The organism is Devosia sp. UYZn731 (assembly GCF_040546795.1).
Taxonomy (GTDB): domain Bacteria; phylum Pseudomonadota; class Alphaproteobacteria; order Rhizobiales; family Devosiaceae; genus Devosia.
In genome coordinates this window covers 332,262-350,887 of record NZ_JBEPOL010000001.1, presented here as the reverse complement: position 1 = coordinate 350,887, position 18,626 = coordinate 332,262, and the positions used below count along the sequence as shown (strand labels likewise).

At 62.5% G+C, this 18,626-nt stretch carries 16 protein-coding genes; 8 read left to right on the top strand and 8 right to left on the bottom strand.

The genetic code is table 11. The annotated features are described in order from the left end of the window. Positions 1 to 10: 10 nt before the first annotated feature. The 3 genes from ABIB57_RS01605 to ABIB57_RS01595 all read right to left on the bottom strand — a co-directional run bounded on the left by ABIB57_RS01605 (position 11) and on the right by ABIB57_RS01595 (position 3,163). A complete protein-coding gene (locus ABIB57_RS01605; RefSeq protein WP_354038099.1) occupies positions 11 to 892 on the bottom strand; it encodes a carbohydrate ABC transporter permease in 882 nt (293 codons plus the stop codon). Then, positions 889 to 1,785 (bottom strand): carbohydrate ABC transporter permease, encoded by an 897-nt coding sequence (locus tag ABIB57_RS01600; RefSeq protein WP_354038098.1) that lies wholly within the window; start codon positions 1,783 to 1,785, stop codon positions 889 to 891. Before ABIB57_RS01600 ends, ABIB57_RS01605 begins: the two co-directional genes overlap by 4 nt. 103 nt (positions 1,786 to 1,888) lie before the next feature. Beyond that, on the bottom strand, positions 1,889 to 3,163 hold the full coding sequence (locus tag ABIB57_RS01595) for an ABC transporter substrate-binding protein (protein ID WP_354038097.1): 1,275 nt from the start codon (positions 3,161 to 3,163) through the stop codon (positions 1,889 to 1,891). Positions 3,164 to 3,268: 105 nt separating this feature from the next. Between ABIB57_RS01595 and ABIB57_RS01590 the strand changes: the two genes are divergently transcribed. From ABIB57_RS01590 to ABIB57_RS01555, 8 genes are all read left to right on the top strand, one after another. Further along, the gene (locus tag ABIB57_RS01590; protein WP_354038096.1) at positions 3,269 to 4,183 is read left to right on the top strand and encodes a helix-turn-helix domain-containing protein; all 915 of its coding nucleotides are present in this window, start codon (positions 3,269 to 3,271) and stop codon (positions 4,181 to 4,183) included. 26 nt (positions 4,184 to 4,209) lie between these two features. Then, positions 4,210 to 6,312: a CHASE2 domain-containing protein gene (locus tag ABIB57_RS01585; protein ID WP_354038095.1), complete on the top strand. Its 2,103-nt coding sequence runs from the start codon at positions 4,210 to 4,212 to the stop codon at positions 6,310 to 6,312. A gap of 10 nt (positions 6,313 to 6,322) precedes the next feature. Beyond that, on the top strand, positions 6,323 to 7,099 hold the full coding sequence (gene hyi, locus ABIB57_RS01580; RefSeq protein ID WP_354038094.1) for a hydroxypyruvate isomerase: 777 nt from the start codon (positions 6,323 to 6,325) through the stop codon (positions 7,097 to 7,099). Positions 7,100 to 7,259: 160 nt separating this feature from the next. Continuing rightward, on the top strand, positions 7,260 to 8,279 hold the full coding sequence (locus tag ABIB57_RS01575) for a LacI family DNA-binding transcriptional regulator (protein WP_354038093.1): 1,020 nt from the start codon (positions 7,260 to 7,262) through the stop codon (positions 8,277 to 8,279). Between the two features lie 50 nt (positions 8,280 to 8,329). Beyond that, positions 8,330 to 9,568, top strand: a complete 1,239-nt coding sequence (locus tag ABIB57_RS01570) for an ABC transporter substrate-binding protein (RefSeq protein WP_354038092.1) — start codon at positions 8,330 to 8,332, stop codon at positions 9,566 to 9,568. Between the two features lie 53 nt (positions 9,569 to 9,621). Next, on the top strand, positions 9,622 to 10,545 hold the full coding sequence (locus ABIB57_RS01565) for a carbohydrate ABC transporter permease (RefSeq protein WP_354038091.1): 924 nt from the start codon (positions 9,622 to 9,624) through the stop codon (positions 10,543 to 10,545). Next, positions 10,542 to 11,405: a carbohydrate ABC transporter permease gene (locus ABIB57_RS01560; RefSeq protein WP_354038090.1), complete on the top strand. Its 864-nt coding sequence runs from the start codon at positions 10,542 to 10,544 to the stop codon at positions 11,403 to 11,405. The genes ABIB57_RS01565 and ABIB57_RS01560 overlap by 4 nt, the downstream gene beginning before the upstream one ends. A 22-nt stretch (positions 11,406 to 11,427) precedes the next feature. After that, complete coding sequence (locus ABIB57_RS01555; protein ID WP_354038089.1) at positions 11,428 to 13,344, top strand: glycoside hydrolase family 127 protein; 1,917 nt, start codon at positions 11,428 to 11,430, stop codon at positions 13,342 to 13,344. Between the two features lie 85 nt (positions 13,345 to 13,429). Here ABIB57_RS01555 and ABIB57_RS01550 read toward each other — a convergent pair whose 3' ends face one another. From ABIB57_RS01550 to ABIB57_RS01530, 5 genes are all read right to left on the bottom strand, one after another. Beyond that, positions 13,430 to 14,185 carry an ABC transporter ATP-binding protein gene (locus ABIB57_RS01550; RefSeq protein WP_354038740.1) on the bottom strand — a complete coding sequence of 252 codons (756 nt, stop codon included), beginning with the start codon at positions 14,183 to 14,185 and terminating at the stop codon, positions 13,430 to 13,432. A gap of 11 nt (positions 14,186 to 14,196) precedes the next feature. Beyond that, complete coding sequence (locus tag ABIB57_RS01545; RefSeq protein ID WP_354038088.1) at positions 14,197 to 14,964, bottom strand: ABC transporter ATP-binding protein; 768 nt, start codon at positions 14,962 to 14,964, stop codon at positions 14,197 to 14,199. A gap of 10 nt (positions 14,965 to 14,974) precedes the next feature. Then, complete coding sequence (locus ABIB57_RS01540; RefSeq protein WP_354038087.1) at positions 14,975 to 16,123, bottom strand: branched-chain amino acid ABC transporter permease; 1,149 nt, start codon at positions 16,121 to 16,123, stop codon at positions 14,975 to 14,977. A 1-nt stretch (position 16,124) separates the two neighbouring features. Next, a complete protein-coding gene (locus tag ABIB57_RS01535; RefSeq protein ID WP_354038086.1) occupies positions 16,125 to 17,153 on the bottom strand; it encodes a branched-chain amino acid ABC transporter permease in 1,029 nt (342 codons plus the stop codon). A gap of 66 nt (positions 17,154 to 17,219) precedes the next feature. Continuing rightward, positions 17,220 to 18,560 carry a substrate-binding protein gene (locus tag ABIB57_RS01530; RefSeq protein ID WP_354038085.1) on the bottom strand — a complete coding sequence of 447 codons (1,341 nt, stop codon included), beginning with the start codon at positions 18,558 to 18,560 and terminating at the stop codon, positions 17,220 to 17,222. Positions 18,561 to 18,626 lie beyond the last annotated feature (66 nt).

Genomic DNA, 18,626 nt, shown 5'->3' with positions numbered 1-18,626 from the left:
TTCTATGCACCTATTTGACCGCGCCCAGCATGCCTTCGACGAAGCGGCGCTGGAGCAGGAAGAAAATGATGAGGGTGGGCAGGGTCGCCAGCACGGTGCCGAACAGGATCATGCCGTAATCGGGGGTATAGGCCGAGGTCAGCGCCGACAGGATCAACGTGATCGTCTTGTTCTCGGCGGTCTGCAGCACGATCAGCGGCCAGAGGTAATTGTTCCAGTTGGCCATGAACACGATGATCGTCGCGGCCGCGTAGGTGGAGCGCATCACCGGTAGGTAGACGAACAGGAATATCTGCCATTCCTTGAGCCCGTCGATCTTGGCGGCGTCGCGCAATTCGCTGGGGAAGGCTTTGGTGGCCTGCCGGAAGTAGAAGATGATGAAGATCGAGGCCACCGTGGGCAGGATCACCGCCACATAGGTGTTGACCAGCTTGGCCTGCGAAAACATCACGAACAGCGGCACCATCATTGCCGCGAACGGGATGGAGAGCAGCAGCAGCAGCAGCCCGAAGATGCGTTCGCGCACACGGGAGCGGAACATCTCGAAGCCGTAGCCGGCCAGCGAGGAGATCGCCAGCGTCAGGGCCGTGGCGATAACGGCGATGAAAGCCGAGTTGAAGAAAATGCGGGGCGCATCGACTTGCGCGAAGAAGGTTGCGGCATTGGTCAGCAGGGAGCTACCGAGCGTGGCTTTGCCCTTGATGATCTCGGCCGATGGGTTGGTCGCACCCACGACCATCCAGTAAAACGGGAATACCGAGATAAAGGCGGCGATGCTGAGCAGCAGGTAGACCAAGCCGCGGCGGATGAGGCGGTACGGCGCAGCCCCTGTGGCCAAGCCAACTTTGGTTGCGGCCGTGCCGGTATTTTCGGCCATTGTGGTCGATGTCATGCTGACCTCCTCCGGTCACGCGCAACAAGGAATTGCAGGAAGCTCAGAATACCCACGACCACCACAATCACCCATGACACCGTCGCCGAATAGCCGAAGCTGGGCATGAACTTGAAGGTCAGGTTGTAGATGTAGAGCGACAGGGTGATGGTGGAGTCCGACGGTCCGCCATTGCCGGCGGTGAAATTGTAGACCTCGTCGAACAGCTGCAACGTGCCGATTGTGGAGATCACGGTGGTGAACAGGATCACCGGTTTGAGCATCGGGATGGTGAGGTAGCGGAACCGCGCCCAGGCCGGTACTCCATCGATGCGCGCGGCTTCATAGATCGAGCGGTCGATGTTTTGCAGCGCTGCGAGATAGAAAATCATGTTGTAGCCGGTCCAGCGCCAGGTGATGGCGAGGATGATGGCCACCTTGGCCCAGAAAGGATCGCTGAACCAGCCGATCGGCGCGCCGATAAGGTGGACCGCCATCAGCGCTTCGTTGATGATGCCATCGGTGGCGAACATCGACTTGAACACGGTGGAATAGGCGATCAGCGACGTCACGCAGGGCAGGAAGATCGCGGTGCGGAACAGGCCGCGGAATTTCAGTGTCGAATCGTTCAGCGCCACTGCGAACAGCAGGGCCAGCACGATCATGATGGGCACTTGCACGATGAAGAAGGTGAAGGTGTTGCCCAGCGCGCGCAGGAACACCGGATCCTTGGTCAGCCGCATGATATTGGCGAAGCCGCCAAAGCTGAGATTCATGCCCTTGCCGACCTGGAAGCTCATCCAGAGCGACCAGACGATCGGGTAGATCATGAACAGTCCGAGCAGGATCAAAGCCGGGGCGACGAAAGCCCATCCGGTGATCTGATCCCTGCGATCAAGTCGCGCCTGTGCCAATTGTCACCTCCCTGGTGCAGCAACGTCATCACGGCCAATAGGCGCCGGGCGCTTTGGGCGCCAGGCAGTGAAAGCGAGCCGAAGCCCGCTTTCACGCGGCAGATTATTGCATCTGCTGCTGGGCCTGATCGTTGATCGCCTGCAGGGCCGCGTCGACGTCACCGCCGGCGATGATGCCGGGCAGTTGCGCCTGCACGGCGGAGTCGACCTCGGCGGTGAAGGTGCCGTAGTCCACGCTCGGGATCTGGCTCAGCCAGGTGGAGAAGTCCTGCCACACCGGTGCGCCACCGAAGAAGTCGTCGGAGGCCTTGTAGGCGTCGCCTTCACGGGCAGCGAGCAGGGAACCAACGGCACCGCGCTTGATCAGGATGTCCTGGTAGAAATCCTTGTTGCCGGCCCAGACGGTCTTGAGGAAGTCGATGGCTTCGGCTTTGTTCTTGGCGGACGACAGCACATACCAGCTCGAGCCACCCTGGTTGGAGGCGTTGACCGAACCGTCCATGTCGAGGCGCGGGATCGGGGCCACGGCCCACTTGCCGGACTGATCGGCATTGGCCTTGATGGTCGCGGTGATCCAGACGCCGACGGGAACTGCGGCGACTTCGCCCGAGGTGAACGTGCCGGTATATTCAGCCCAGCCGGAGACCGGCTTGACCAGACCCGCTGTGTAGAACTTGGCGTAGGTCTCGATCGCCTTCTTGAGCGCGGCGTTGTCGGTGACATGAAGGCTACCATCGGCATTGAAATACCACTGGCCGGCCGACTGCATCATCATGCGGATGACGCCGGTGTCGTTGAGATCGAGATCGAGCAGCAGATGGCCGGTTTTGGCTTTCACTTCGGTGCCGATTTCGACCAGGCGATCCCAGGTGATGTCCTTGAGGTCGGCGGCCTTGAAGCCGGCCTGCTCGAAATAGTCGGAGCGGTAGAACAGGCCAGTCACGCCGGAGTCGAAGGGCAGCGAGTAGGACTTGCCGTCATAGGTGGCAGCCGCAACCTTGTAGGGTGCGAAGACCGACATATCGATGCTGTCCGACAGCGGCTCGAACGAGCCGGGGAAGGACTGCAGGTACTTCTGCGCGATGTCATCCTGGATCAGCACGATATCGGGCAAGCCGTCGGTGCTCCCGGCGAGCAACTGCGTCTGCAGCTTGGCGCGGATATCGTCCTGGCTGGCGCTGTCGTCGACGTTAAAGGTCACGTCCGGATGGTCGGCAGTGTAGAGGGCGCCGGCCTCACGCATGGTGTCGCCGTTGAATGCCTTGTCCCAGACCCAGACCGAGATTTCCCCGGCCGAAGCGGCTGCGACGCTGAAAAAGCTGATTCCGGCCAGAGCCAGGCCGAGCAGACGCCCGCGCCGCGAAGCGATACGGTTCATTGTAGTCCTCCCTTTTCATTTGCTCTTATGCTGAGCCGTTTCTAAGCTACCTGAATAAGACATGGCGTCCCACTCAATGGGCATGCGGAGTTGGCGGAAAGTAAGATGGTACAAAGGGCTTATTACGAACCCGACGCCAATGGAGTGGAGCGGCTACCGACAATCCTGTCCATGTTTCATGCTTCGCCCCTGGTGATGCGCGCGCCCCATTGGCATGCACAGGTCGAGGTCAACTACATTGTGCGCGGTTGGGCCCACTATCGCATGAGCGGCCACGAAGTGCGCCTGAATACTGGCAATATGGCATTGTTCTGGGGCGGCTTGCCCCATCAACTATACGATGCGTCGGACGATCTTGTGTATGCCGGCGGGCATTTGCCGCTGGTGCATTTCTTTCGGCTGCGGCTGCCCCAGAACATGCAGTCCAAGCTGATGCAGGGGGCAACGCTCATTACGCGGTCCACTGACGCCTCGGACCCGCTGAACTTCGAGCGCTGGAATGCCTATGCGCGATCCGGCGATCCGATGAAGGCCAGCATGGCGATCGATGAACTGCTGCTGCGCATCGAGCGCGTCCGCTTTGACCCTTATGACCTGCTGTCCAGCCCGGACGAACGCGCCAATGCGGTGGATGGGCTCGACCATCATTCATCGCCTGTCGTCGTGCGTATCTGCGATTTCATCGCCGACAATTTCCGCGAGGACATCGACTCGTCCGATATCGCCCAGGCCGCCGATATTCATCCGAAATACGCGATGAGCGTGTTCAAGAAATCGACCGGCATGACGCTGAACGACTATGTGAACCTGATGCGGCTCAGCTATGCCCAGGCGCTGCTGATGCAGGATGACGCCAATGTGCTGCATGTGGCCATGGATAGCGGGTTTGGCTCGCTGAGCGCGTTCAACAAGTCGTTCCGCAAGATTGCCGGCATGTCGCCGACCGATTTCCGTCGTGACGTGCGCACCCGGCCGACCCCAGCGGAGCATCGGCTGGTCCCGGAACGGCAATATAACTGATCGGGCAGGGCAGGCGGCGTCAACTCATGTGGAAACGGCGCCTCTGGGCCTTCCTGTTCGGCTTTTGCATCATTGCCGGGCTGGTGCTGCTGCGCGCTGCCGATCCCTATCCGCTGCGGGTGGCGCGCGAGACCAGCTTCGACTTCTTCCAGCAATTGCGCCCGCGCGCCGCGCCCGACCTGCCCATTCGCATCGTGGATATCGATGAGCGGTCGCTCGCTGAAATCGGGCAGTGGCCGTGGTCGCGCCACACCATGGCGACCCTGACCCAACGCCTGACCGAACTGGGCGCTGCCGCTATCGCCTTCGACGTGCTGTTTCCCGAGCCGGATCGCCTGTCTCCCTCAGCCAGCGCCGCCGGTGGCGTGGATTACGACGCCGAGTTCGCGGCGGCGCTGGCTGGTGGGCCGTCGATCCTGAGTTTCACCGAAAACGGGAACAGTGCCGTGCTGCCGCAGCAGGCCAAGGCCGGTTTTGCCATGACGGGGGCCGATCCCTTGCCGTTCTTGCCGACGCTGACGGGCGCGGCGTTGCCGATGGCCCAGCTTGCCGATGCGGCCACGGGGCTTGGCGTCGCCAGCCTCGATCAGGAGAATACCGGCGTCCCGCGCCGCCTGCCGCTGCTGTGGTCCAATGGAACATCGGCATTCCCCGCGCTTTCGGTGGAGGCGCTGCGCGTGGCCGTCGGCGCCTCGACACTGGTTGTGCTGGGCGACACCACCAATACCGGCACCATCGAGGCCCTGCGGATCGGCGATATCACCGTGCCGACCGGGCCGAGCGGCGACCTGTGGCTGTATTACCGCCATCTTGGGCCCTCGACCTATGTCTCCGCGCGCAATCTGCTGGCCGATGACTATGCCAGCCTCGCGCCGCAGATCGCGGGCAATATCGTCTTCGTCGGCGCCTCCGCCAGCGGCCTGCTCGATGTGCGTCAAAGCCCGCTGGGCGAGCCGGTCCCCGGCGTGTCGATCCACGTGCAGGCGCTGGAGCAGATGCTGACGGGCGTTTATCTCAATCGTGCCGATTGGGTCGGCGGGCTCGAGATTTTGATCTTCGTGCTGAGCGGCATTGCCATCACGCTGGCCATTATTTTCACCGGCCCGCTGATCGGGCTGGGGTTTTCGGTCATGGTCGCACTGGTGACCACGGCGGCGAGCTGGTTCGCCTTTACCCAATACGGGCTGTTACTAGACCCCAGCTTCGCGCTGCTTGGCGCACTGATCGTTTATGCCGCGATGGCGTTCTTCCAGTTTGCCATCACCGATTCCGAGCGGCGACGCATTCGCAATGCCTTCGCCCACTATGTGGCGCCCTCGCTGCTGACGCAGATCGAGAACAATGCCGAAAGCCTGCGGCTGGGCGGCGACGTGCGCGAACTGACGGTAATGTTTTCCGACGTGCGCAATTTCTCCGCCATCAGCGAAAAAACCGCGCCGGCCGACTTGGTGCGAATGCTCAATACGCTGTTCGGGGCGCTAGGCGCGGCGATCATCGAGCAGATGGGCACTATCGACAAGTTCATGGGCGACGCCGTGATGGCGTTCTGGAATGCGCCGGTGGACGTGGAGCGCCACGCATTGCGGGCCTGCCAGGCGGCGTTGGCAATGCGGGAGGCGTTGGGGCAGCTCAACCAGACCAACCTGTCGCAAGGCGCGGAGCCGATCGCCATCGGCATCGGCATCGCATCCGGCCCGGCACTGGTGGGCAATATGGGGTTCGAGGCGCGGTTCGATTATTCCTGTGTCGGGGAAACCGTCAACGTCGCCAGCCGTCTCGAGAGCGCTTGCAAGACGGTGCTTTACGATATCCTGGTGACGCGCGAGACACGCGACGCCGTCGCCGAACTGGCGCTGCTCGATGCCGGGTCCATCGCGCTCAAGGGGATGAGTGAACGAGAGCCAATTCATCTCCTGCTGGGGTCAGAAGGGCTGGCTACAAGCGCGGCCTTTGCCAATCTGGCCGCCTGTCACGACCGGCTGCTGCTGGCGCTGCGGGCAGGGGAGCCGGCGCTGGCCGAGATCGCCGAATGCCGTGCCTTGGCGGCTTTCGATGCGCGGCTACCGGCGTTCTACGATGCTATTGTCACCCGGCGTGCTGACTTCGCGCCGGATATGCCGCTGAACTGAGGATTTCACCATGCCCAGATTTTCCGCCAATCTGACGTTCCTCTATGCCGAATTGCCATTCCTGGAGCGGTTTGCTGCCGCCGCCGCCGATGGCTTTCCGGCAGTGGAATATGTCGGGCCCTATGATTATCCGCCTGAGGTCATCGCCGACCTGCTTCGGCAACACAATCTGCAACAGGCGCTGTTCAATCTCCCGGCCGGCGATTGGGCCGGGGGTGAGCGGGGGATCGGCTGCTTTGCCGACCGGGTCGAGGAGTTCCAGGCCGGCGTCGCGACCGCCATCCGGTATGGCAAGGCCCTGGGCTGCACCAAGATCAACTGCCTGGCCGGCATCGCGCCGGCGGGCGCGGATCGAGCTGTGCTGCACTCGACACTGGTCGACAATCTCAAATATGCTGCGCCGCGACTGGCTGACGCCGGCATCAAGCTGCTGATGGAGCCGATCAACCAGCGCGATATGCCGGGCTTCTTCGTCAGCACCACCGACCATGCCGAAGCCATCATGGCTGATGTCGGTTCGACCAACCTGTTCCTGCAATATGACATCTATCATACCCAAGTGACGCAGGGCGATCTGCTGGCGACCTACGAGCGGCTGCGCGAACAAATTGCCCATATCCAGATCGCCGATAATCCCGGCCGCAACGAGCCGGGCACCGGGGAAATCAACTACGCCAATATCCTGCCGGCGCTCGACCGCCTCGGCTATGACGGCTTCGTCGGATGCGAATACAAGCCGAGGACCACGACCACCGCCGGTCTCGGCTGGATGCAGCCCTATCGCTGACGTGGGCGGGTAATTCTGTCCAATCGGGCCCAGTGACGGCCGAAATCCGACCGGCCGAGTTTTCATGGTCATCTTCATGCATCCAACTTGACGCCCATAATCGAATGTGGAAAAACGTTATCTCAAATGCGCAAACGTTTTCTCATTTTCGTGGCATCCGGTGGAACAGCAGGCTAAAAAGGTTGAGCGCATCCGCATCTACGACGTCGCCCTGGCGGCGGGCGTCAGCGTGGCGACGGCCTCCAAGGCGCTGAACGACACCGGCCGGATGACCGCCGAGACGAGAGAACGCGTCAAGCGCGCGGCGATGGAGCTGGGCTTCCGGCCCAATGCGATGGCGCGCGGCCTGCAGGGCAAGCGCAGCTTCACCATCGGTCTGTTGACCAACGATACCTATGGCCGTTTCACCCTTCCGCTGATGGCGGGCATTTCCGAGGCGCTGGTCGACCATGGCGTGTCGGTTTTCCTCTGCACCATCGAGGACGACCCGGTGCTGGCCAAAATTCATGTCGATGCCATGCTCGACAAGCAGGTCGATGGCATCATCGCTTCCGGCAAGCGCATCGATCGGCGGTTGCCGGTGGATTTGAGCCATTTGCCGGTTCCGGTGGTCTATGCCTTCACCGATGGTCCCGATGATAGCGTGCGCTTCGTGTCGGACGACGCGCAGGGCTCGCGCGAGGCGGTGCAATGGATGGCGGGGCTGGGCCGCGAGAGCATCGTGCACGTCACCGGGCCGGCCAGTTTTGCGTCGGTAAAAGAGCGCGCCGATGCCTATTCGCAAATCGTCGGCGCGGGCGCGGAAATTCTGCATGGCAAATGGTCGGAAGCCTGGGGCCATGAGGCGGTCGCGCAATTGTGGGCTGGCGGCGGCCCCCATCCAGACGGCATTTTCTGCGGCAATGACCAGATCGCGCGTGGCGTGGTCGATGCGCTGCGCGAGCGCGGCGTGGACGTGCCGCGCGATGTGTCGGTGGTCGGGTTCGACAATTGGGAAATCGTCGCGGCGGCAACGCGTCCGCCGCTGACCAGCGTCGATATGAACCTCAAGACCCTCGGCAAGGAGGCCGGGCTGACAGTTCTGGCGATGGCGGAAGGCAAGACAGTAGAACCGGGAATCCGGAAACTGCCATGCCAGCTGGTCGTACGCCAATCCTGCGGAGGAGCAGAAGCAGGCTGAAGTTACGCCATGGGCCGGCGTGTTTGAGGGTCCTAACAGGGAGGAATGAAATGCTTAAACGTCTTTTGCCAACGGCCAGCATCGCGACGCTGTGCCTGGTGTCGAGCGCTTCGGCGGCCGACACCATTAATATGTGGGTGCGCACCGGCATTGGCGCCGCATTCACTGGCGTCGTGAAGGCCTACAATGACAGCCACGAAAACCAGGTCGCGCTGACCGAAGTGCCGTTTGCCGAACTGGTGCAGAAATACGCGACCGCTATCGCGGGCGGGCAGGCGCCGGACGCGTTATCACTCGACCTGATCTATACGCCGTCCTTCGCCGCCGCCGGCCAGCTCGAAGACCTGACCGATTGGGCCCATGGCTTGCCATATTTCGACGCCCTGGCGCCGTCGCATGTCAAGCTGGGCACCTATGAGGGCAAGAATTACGGCCTGCCGCTGTCGGTAGAAACCTCGGTGTTCGCCTGGAACAAGGACCTCTACAAGGCCGCTGGCCTCGATCCCGACAAGGCGCCGACGAGCTGGGACGAAATCGAAGCCAATGCCGAAAAGATCCGGGCCCTAGGCGACGATACCTATGGCTTCTACTTTTCCGGCGGCGGCTGCGGCGGCTGCATGATCTTCACCTTCACCCCGCTCGTTTGGGCCGAAGGCAAGGATATCCTTTCCGAGGATGCGCAGACCGCAACGCTGGACACGCCGGAAATGCGCGCGGCTATCGACAAGTACCGCTCCATGGTGGCCAAGGACCTGGTGCCGGAAAGCGCCGCGACCGATAACGGCACCAACTTCCTCAGCTTCACCAATGGCAAGATCGGCCAGCAAAGCCTGGGCGCCTTCGCCATCGGCACCATGATCAACCAATATCCGGACCTGCACTTCGGCATCGCGCCGATCCCGGGCATTACCAGTGGCACCTCGTCCTTCGCCGGTGGTGACAATATCGTCGTCACCAAGGGCACGCCGCACATGGCCGCGGTGAAGGAATTCATCGAATACATGTATTCGCCCGAGGCTCAGAAGGTGTTCGCCCAGAACGGCAGCCTGCCGACCCGCAGCGATATCGCCGCCGACGTGCTCAAGGGCCTCGATCCGCGCCTGCAGGTAGCGGTCGACGCCATCGCGACCGCCAAGACCCCCTATACGGTGCTGTTCAACGACCTGATCAACTCCAGCAACGGCCCATGGGCGACCTTCATCAACGCCGCCATCTATGGCGACGACGTCGATGCGGCCTTTGCCGATGCACAGGCCGAAATGCAGTCGATCATCGACAACGCCAAGTAAAGCCTCGGCCGGGGGCTTCGGCTCCCGGCCAACTTTCCTTCCGGAGCCACACGATGACCAGTCCCGCTCTCACCTTGGCCGTGCCGGCACGCGCGCGCCGCCGCCGCGCCCGCCTGGGGCAGTGGCAGGGGCTGCTTTATATCGCGCCGGCCATGGCGCTGGTGATCGTGTTCTTCGTCATACCGGTGCTGTTCACCTTCTGGATGAGCTTTCACGACTGGCCGCTGCTGGGCCAGCCGGAATGGATCGGCCTGGGCAATTACGTGCAGATGCTCAAGGACACGCGGTTTCTGTCGTCGCTCCGGTTCACCGCCTATTATACCGTCATCACCACCATCGCGATTTTCATCGTTGCTTTTCCGCTGGCGCTGTTCGTCGAACAGCAGCGCCGCGGAGTGGGGTTCTACCGCACCATATTCTTCATGCCGGTCGTGGTGGGCTTGGCAACGGCCTCGCTGCTGTGGGTGTGGCTGGCCAATGTCGATAGCGGGCTGATCGGCCCGGCCATTCGCATGATGGGCTTCACCGGCAAGAAGGTGAACCTGCTGGCCACGTTCGACAGCGCCTTCTGGACCATCATCGTCATGGTGGTATGGAAGGTCGCGGGCTTCACCATGATCATCCTGCTCACCGGGCTGCAGTCCATCCCCGTTGAACTCAACGAGGCGGCGCGGATCGACGGGGCAGGGCGCTGGCAGCGCTTCCGCCATGTGACGCTACCACTAATGCGCCGCACCATCGCGCTGGCGCTGATCCTCTCGGTCACCGGCTCGGTGCTGGCCTTCGACCAGTTCTACATCATGACCAGCGGCGGGCCGCAGAACCGGATGATTTCGGTGGTCTATTACATCTTCAACCAGTCCTTCGTGTCGTTCCACCTCGGCTATGGCTCGGCGCTCTCGATCGCGCTGCTGGGCATATTGATCGTGCTGAGCGTCGTGCAACTGCGCCTGCTGCGCGTGGGAGACGATAAATGACCGCCACCATGCAAGCGCGCCAGCGTCGCAAGTTCTGGGGCGGGTTCGGCTACCATGCCTTTGGCATCGGCGCGGCGCTGTTCTTCTTCGCGCCATTCGCCTGGACTGGGCTAGCCTCGTTGCGCACCGGCAGCGAAGCGCAATCGCCGCCGCTGCCGCCCTGGCCGACCCACGGCATCAGCTTCGACACCTATGCGGTGCTCGACACCTTTGGCGCCGGCATCTGGCAGCACACGTTCAATTCCATGGTCGTGGCGCTGGCAACTGTGGTGCTGACCGTCATCGTCAGCCTGCTCGCCGGCTACGGCTTCTCGCGGTACCGCTTCCCACTCAAGAACGTGTTCTTCGTGCTGATCATCGCGACGCTGATGATCCCGTTCCAGTCCATCCTGACGCCGCTCTTCATCATCCTCGCCAAGCTGGGCCTCAACAATTCGCTGGTCGGGCTGGTGCTGGTCTACGTGACTCTGCAACTGCCGTTCTCGGTCTTCATGATGCGCAACGCCTTCGATGCGGTGCCGCGCGAAATCGAGGAAGCCGCGCGCATCGATGGCGCCCGCGATCTCACGCTGTTGGTCCGCGCGCTGCTCCCGCTGGTCACGCCCGGCCTCGCCAGCGTGGCGATCTTCGCCTTCCTCAATTCGTGGAACGAGTTCTTGGCGGCGCTGATCCTGCTGTCGGACAACGAGAAATATACCCTGCCGGTGCTGATGACTGCAGTGCGCGCCGGCCGGCTCGGGGCGATCAACTGGGGCGCGGTACAGGCGGGCGTCATGGTGATGACCATCCCTTGCCTCGCCGTATTCCTCATCCTGCAACGCTACTACATGCGCGGCCTGATGGCCGGCGCGGTCAAATAGTCCTAACCATCGGAACCTCAAAATGGCTCAGTCCACTACGCGTCAATTCCGTCCGCTGCCCGTACCGAGCGTCGATGTCGCCGGCTTCTGGGGCGATTGGCAGGAGGCCGTCTGCGACGAGACGGCGGCCATCCTGCTCGACCGCTGCATCGAGGCGCGCATGCTCGAACAGGTCGATGTGGACGCGCCCAATCCGGGCCTGGTCATCCCCATCGTCGGCTGGCTCGGCACGACGCAGATGTTTTGGGATAGCGATCTGGCCAAATCCATCGAGACCATCGCCTATTCGCTCTATCGCAAGCCCAATGCGGAACTGGAAGCGCGGGCGGATGCGATCATCGACCTCTATGAAAAACTGCAAGACCCCGACGGTTACCTCAATTCCTTCTTCCAGCGCATCAAGCCGGAGTGGAAATGGACCAATATGCGGGACTTCCATGAGCTGTATTGCGCTGGTCACATGATCGAGGCGGCGGTTGCCTACCATCAGGCCACCGGCAAGCGCAAATTCCTCGACGTGATGAGCCGCATGGCCGACTACATGGTCAAGCGCTTCGGGCGTGGACCGGGCCAGGTGCGTGGCTATTGCGGACACGAGGAGGTCGAACTGGCGCTGGTGCGGCTGGCGCGCGAAACCGGCAATTCCAGCTATATGGAGCTGGCCAAGTTCTTCGTCGACGAGCGCGGCCAGGCGCCCAACTTCTTCATCGAGGAGGCCATCGCCCATGGCCGCGACCCCAAAGGCGTGCAGGCCAATACGCTGGAATATAACCAGTCCCATATGCCGCTGCGCGACCAGACCAAGGTGGTCGGCCACGCGGTGCGGGCGATGTACATCTATTCGGGCATGGCCGATATCGCCACCGAGTATCACGACGACAGCCTGACTCATGCGCTGGAGGCGCTGTGGGCGGATCTGACGCAAAAGCAGATGTACCTGACCGGCGGCGTCGGGCCGGCGGCTGCCAATGAAGGCTTCACCGACTATTACGACCTGCCCAATGAGAGCGCCTATGCCGAAACCTGCGCCTCGGTGGGCTTGGTATTCTGGGCAAATCGCATGCTGGGGCGCGGGCCGAACCGGCTTTATGCCGACACCATGGAGCAGGCGCTTTATAACGGCGCCATTGCCGGGCTGTCGCGTGACGGCAAGACGTTCTTCTACGAAAATCCGCTGGAAAGCGCGGGCAAGCACCATCGCTGGAACTGGCACCGCTGCCCGTGCTGCCCGCCCAACATCGCGCGGCTGGTGGCCTCGATCGGCTCCTACATGTATGGCGTGGCTGATGATGAAATCGCGGTGCATCTCTACGGCGAGAGCACGGCGCGTGTCGATCTTGCGGGTGGCGCAGTGACGTTGACGCAGCAGACGCAATATCCGTGGGATGGGGCCATTGGGTTCACGGTGACGGTGGACAAGCCGACGCGGTTTGCGCTGTCGCTGCGCATTCCAGAATGGGCCAAGGGCGCGACGATCGCGGTCAATGGGCAGGCGGTGGATATCGGGAGCATCACCGCGAATGGCTATGCTCGGATCGACCGAGAATGGCGGGAAGGGGACCGCGTGCGGCTCGACCTGCCGCTGGTGCCGCGCGCTCTGCGGGCCAACCCGAAAGTGCGGCAGGACGCCGGCCGCGTTGCGGTGATGCGTGGGCCGCTGGTCTATTGCCTTGAGGGCACCGACAATCCCGTGGGGCTGAATTCGATCCTGCTCGGCGATGGCTTGGGCCAGTCGCAGACCGCGACGATTCCCAACTTCAACGGCGCCATCGCCATCGATCTGCCGGTGCTGCGCGAAGTGGCTGAAGGCTGGGGCGACGCGCTTTATAGCGACGCCGTGCCGACGGCCAAGCCGGATACCGCGCGCCTGGTGCCCTATCATCTCTGGGACAATCGCGAGCCGGGCGAAATGCTGGTCTGGCTGCGGGCGACGACTTAGCCGCTTGAGTAAATATCCGACCCTGGGGCGTTCTGGGGAGAGAGACGGCACAATTGCCTTGGGGCGGAAGCCCCAGGGTCGGATTTCAGATCGCCAGGTATTCGTGGCGCAGTTCGGTGTTGTCGAGCACCTCTTGGGCGGTGCCGGAGAAGGCGACTTCGCCGGTATCGAGGATCACGGCGCGGTCGGCCAGCTTGAGCGCCGCGATGGCGTTCTGCTCGACGATGATGGTGGTGATGCCCAGCGTCTTGATCGAATGCAGGATGCGCTCGATCTCCTGCACGATGACCGGCGCCAGCCCCTCATAGGGCTCGTCCAGCAGCAGTAGCTTGAGGTCGCGGGCCAGGGCGCGGGCAATTGCCAGCATCTGTTGCTCGCCACCCGACAGGGTCACGCCCTCCTGTTTGCGCCGTTCGGCCAAGCGCGGAAAACTCTGGTAAATCTGCTCCAGCTCCCAACCATGGCCGGGTGCGACCTGGGCCAGGGCGAGGTTCTCCTCCACCGTCAGCCCGACGATGATGCGGCGGTCCTCCGGCACCAGCTGCACGCCGGCACGCGCGGCCTGGAATGCCTTCATCTGGTGGATGGGTTGGCCATCGAGCCAGATTTCGCCCTGTCGCAATTGTGGGTCATCGGTACGGGCAATGGCGCGGAGGGTCGAGGTCTTGCCCGCGCCGTTGCGGCCGAGCAGCGCTAGAATTTCGCCTTGGCGGATGTCTAGCGATACCCCCTGCACTATATAGCTTTCGCCGTAATAGGCGTGCACATCGCGCACCGAGAAGAATGGACGCGTGGTCTCTACATCGGCGGCGTGGCTCGCGCCGATGATCTGCGTTTCCATGGCGATATCGCTCATTGATGCGCCCCGCCGAGATAGGCTTCCTGCACCTTGGGATTGCCGCGCACTTCGTCGGGCGTACCATCGGCGATGATGCGGCCCTGGGCCAAAACCGAAATCTTGTCGGCCAGCGAGAACACGACATGCATGTCGTGCTCGATGATGACCTTGGTCATGCCGCGGCTCTTGATCTTTTTGAGCAGGTCGATGGTGGTGTTGGTGTCGTGGCGGCTCATGCCTGCGGTCGGCTCGTCGAGCAGCAGCAGGCGAGGGCGCTGAATCAGGCACATGGCCAGCTCCATTCGCCGCTTGTCGCCGCGGCTGAGGCTGCCGGCGAGCATGTCGCGGCGGTTGAGCAGACCGACATCCTCCAGCATGGCCTCGGCCTCGGTGCGGATAGCGGTCTGGCTGTCCAGCGAGCGCATCAGGTTGAGCTTGAACGCGCCGTCGCGCTTGGCGAGGGCGGGGATCATGACGTTTTGCAGCACGCTGAGATCGGCGAAAATCTCCGGCGTCTGGAACACGCGGGCAATGCCGAGCTGGTTGATTTCATAGGGCTTCTTGCCGGTCAGCACCTGGCCGTCGAACACCACGGTGCCGCTGGTCGGCGCCAGCTTGCCGATGCACACATTGAGCAGGGTCGATTTGCCGGCGCCGTTAGGGCCGATAATGGCGTGGGTCTGGCCTTCCTCGATCTGCAGATCGATATCGGCGAGAGCATGCAGCCCGCCGAAGCGCTTGTGGACGTCGGCAACATGCAGGACGACATTGGGAATAGCCATGGGTGTCGTCCTATTCGGCAGGTTGAGTGGACAGCCGGGCGGGCGTCGGCGGCGCGCGGCGGGATTTGTCGAACAGATGGGTAATGCGGCGCACGCCTTCCATGATGCCGCCGGGCAGGAACACGACGATCAGCACGAAGACGAGGCCAAGGGTAAGGTTCCAGCCCTCGCCGACAAACTTGCTGGCGACGGCCACGACGACGTCATGAATGCCTGCGGGCAGGAAATCGAAGAACCGGCTGACGATCTGCTCATTGAAGGCGGAGAAGATGTTCTCGAAGTACTTGATGATCCAGGCGCCGAGCACCGGCCCGATCAAGGTGCCGACGCCGCCGAGAATGGTCATCAACACGACCTCGCCCGAGGCGGTCCATTGCATGCGTTCCGCGCCAGCCAGCGGGTCGGTGACCGCCAGCAAGGCGCCGGCCAGGCCGGCATACATGCCCGAGATGACGAAGGCCGTCAGTGCGTAAGGGCGGGTATTGAAGCCGGTATAGTTCATCCGCGTCTGGTTGGACTTGATGCCGCGCAGCATCATACCGAAGGGCGAGGCGAAGATTTTCTGGGCGATGAAGAAGGCGATCAGCAGGGCTGCGGCGCAGAAATAGAAGCCTTCGAGGCCGCTGAAAGTATGGCCAAACAGGCCGGCACTGGGCAGGCCGGCGGGACGCGGCGCGAGCGCTGAATCGATGACACGCGGGTCTTGCAGATTGAGCTGCAGCGAGGTCTCGCCATTGGTGATCGGGGTCAGCACCGAATAGGCGAGGTTGTAGCACATCTGGGCGAAGGCGAGCGTCAGGATGGAGAAGTAGATGCCGGACCGGCGCAGGCTCAGATAGCCGATGACGACGGCCAGCAGGCCCGAGAGAATGATCGCAAAGGCGATGGCGGGCAGCGCGTCCATGGTCAACAGCTTGAACGACCAGACCGCTGTATAAGAGCCGACGCCGAGAAACGCTGCGTGGCCGAAGCTGAGATAGCCGGTGAGGCCGAACAGGATGTTGAAGCCGATGGCGAAGATGGCGTAGATCGCAAATTTCTGCATCAGGCCGGGATAGGCGGCGCCGAAGGGCTGGAGCCAGACCGGCATGGTGAGCACGACCAGGGCGAAGATTGCCAGCGTAATGGCGTCGCGGCGGGAGGTCAGGAGGGCACTCATCTCAGCTCTCCATCATGCCGCGCCGGCCGATCAGGCCGCGTGGGCGTACCAGCAGGATGATCACTGCTGTCAGGTAAATGATGATCTGGTCGATGCCGGGCAGCATGGCCTTGACCTGCGCCATCGAGGCGAAACTCTGCAATATTCCGAGCAGGAATCCTGCCGCCACCGCGCCGGGCAGCGAGCCCATGCCGCCGACCACGACGACGACAAAGCTGAGCACGAGGAAATCCATGCCCAGGTGATAATTGGGCGGCACCAACGGCGTATACATCACCCCTGCCAGCCCCGCGACTACGGCGGCGAGGCCGAACATGATGGTGAAGCGCCGACCGATATTGATGCCGAGCAGGCCCACCGTCTCGCGATCGGCCATGCCGGCGCGGACCACCATGCCGAAGGTGGTGAAGCGCAGGAAGGCGAATACGGCAGCGATGATGGCGGCGGAAAATACGAAATAAAGCAGTCGCCACCAGGGATAGGTCAGCACATTGGGTCCCATTCCGAGCCACAGACCGATATCGGCGGCGCCGCGCAGCGCGGTGGGCATGGGTTGAGAAATCGGGTTGGAGCCGAAGATCGCCTTGATGACCTCTTGCGCCACGATAGCCAGCCCGAAGGTGACGAGAATCTGCTCGGCATGCGAGCGCTTGTAGAAATGCTTAATGATGCCACGTTCCATCGCGATGCCGATGATCAGCATGACGGGAATGGCCAGAATGATGGACAAGGGCACCGAATACTCGATCATCACTGCGCCGAACTCGCCGAACCAGGTCTGCGCCAGTGGTGTCTTGATCTCGAGCGGCGCGCCCCAGGGCGAGAGTTGGGACGGATCAATGGTCACCGTCTCCATCGTGATCAGCTGGCGAAACGCCACCGCGCAGAAGGCGCCGAGCATGAACAGCGCCCCATGGGCGAAGTTGACGACGCCCAAAGTGCCGAACACCAGGGTCAGGCCCAGGGCGATCAGGGCATAGGCCCCGCCCTTGTCGAGGCCATTGAGCAGCTGTGCGAGGATCGCGTCCATGAACCTACCGGTGGTTTTGCGCGGAAAAGGTCAGGGGCCCGGTCATCGCGACCGGGCCCCGCTTGATCAGCACATGGCCGCTGTATCGGGACCCAGCTCGCCGCCGAAGATCGCGGGATCGTAGGTGACGCTCTCCTTGGAGGCGGTGGCGACCACGTCCAGCAGGTCATACTGGTTGGTTGGGGCTTCCTTGCCCTGCACCACGAGGACATCCTTGAAGCACTGGTGGTCGGTGTCACGATAGAGCGTCGGGCCATTGCCCATGCCGTCGAACTCGAAGCCTTCCAGGGCCTTGATGACTTCGGGCGGATAGAAGGTGCCGGCACGCTCGCAGGCATCGGCATAAAGCAGGGCCTGCACATAGGAGGTGTGGGCGATCTGGCTCGGCGGCTGGCCGTATTTGGCGCCGAACGACTTGGTGAAGGCGGCGCTGGCGGCATCCTTGAGCTGCCAATCCCAGTTCGACGTGCCGTAGACGCCCTTCATGGCTTCGCCCGCGCCCTTGGCCATCAGGTCGGACACCAGCGGCAGCACGATCTCGAACTTTTTGCCGTTGACGGTCTTGTCCTTCATGCCGAACTGCACGGCTTGGGTCAGCGAATTGACGCCGTCGAAGCCGTAATGGTTGAGGATCAGCACGTCGGCGCCGGAATTGAGCACCGGGGTCAGATACTGGCTGAAATCGCCGGCGCCGACGGGGGTGCGAACGGGCGTGATGGTTTTCCAACCAAGCGCCTCGGTGGCGTTCTTCATCGACTCTTCCTGGGTCCAGCCCCAAGTGTAATCGGAAGTCAGGTGGTAGGCGACGCGGTCCTTGCCATAGGCTTCGCCGAGCACCGGGCCAAGCGCGATACCGGACTGGTAGGCGTTGAAGAAGTGGCGGAAGCCGTACTTTTTCTTGTCCTTGCCGGTGGTATCGTTGGAGTGTGTGAGGCCCGCCATGTAGATGACGCCCATCTCCTGGCACAGCGCCTGTTCGGCGATGGCGACCGCAGAGGACGAGGCGCCGCAGATCATGATAGCGCCGTCGCGCTCGATCATGCGCCGGGCGGAGTCGCGGCCGGCATCGGCTTTGGTCTGGTCGTCGCCGGTGACGTAAGCGACTTTCTTGCCCAGAACACCTTTGCCGGTCAAAGACTTGGATGAGAAGCTCGGCAAAAGGCCGCCATCGCCTTCGCCGTTGAGATGCTCGACGGCGAGCGTCAAAGCGCGCTGCTGGTCGGCGCCTTCGTCGGCGTAAGCACCGGTCAGGGGCATGTTGAAGCCGAAGGTGACGGTGTCGCCGGTGGGATTGTTGCAGAATTCCTGGGCCCAGGCGCCCTTGGTGAACATCATGGGCGCAATGCCCGTGCCGATAATGCCGGCCATGCCGGTTTGGAGCAGCCTGCGCCGAGTCAAAACAGCCATCGATTTCCTCCTCTTGGTGCGGGACGGCTGATGCATAGCCAGCAGGTCTCCGCACCGGGAGTATTT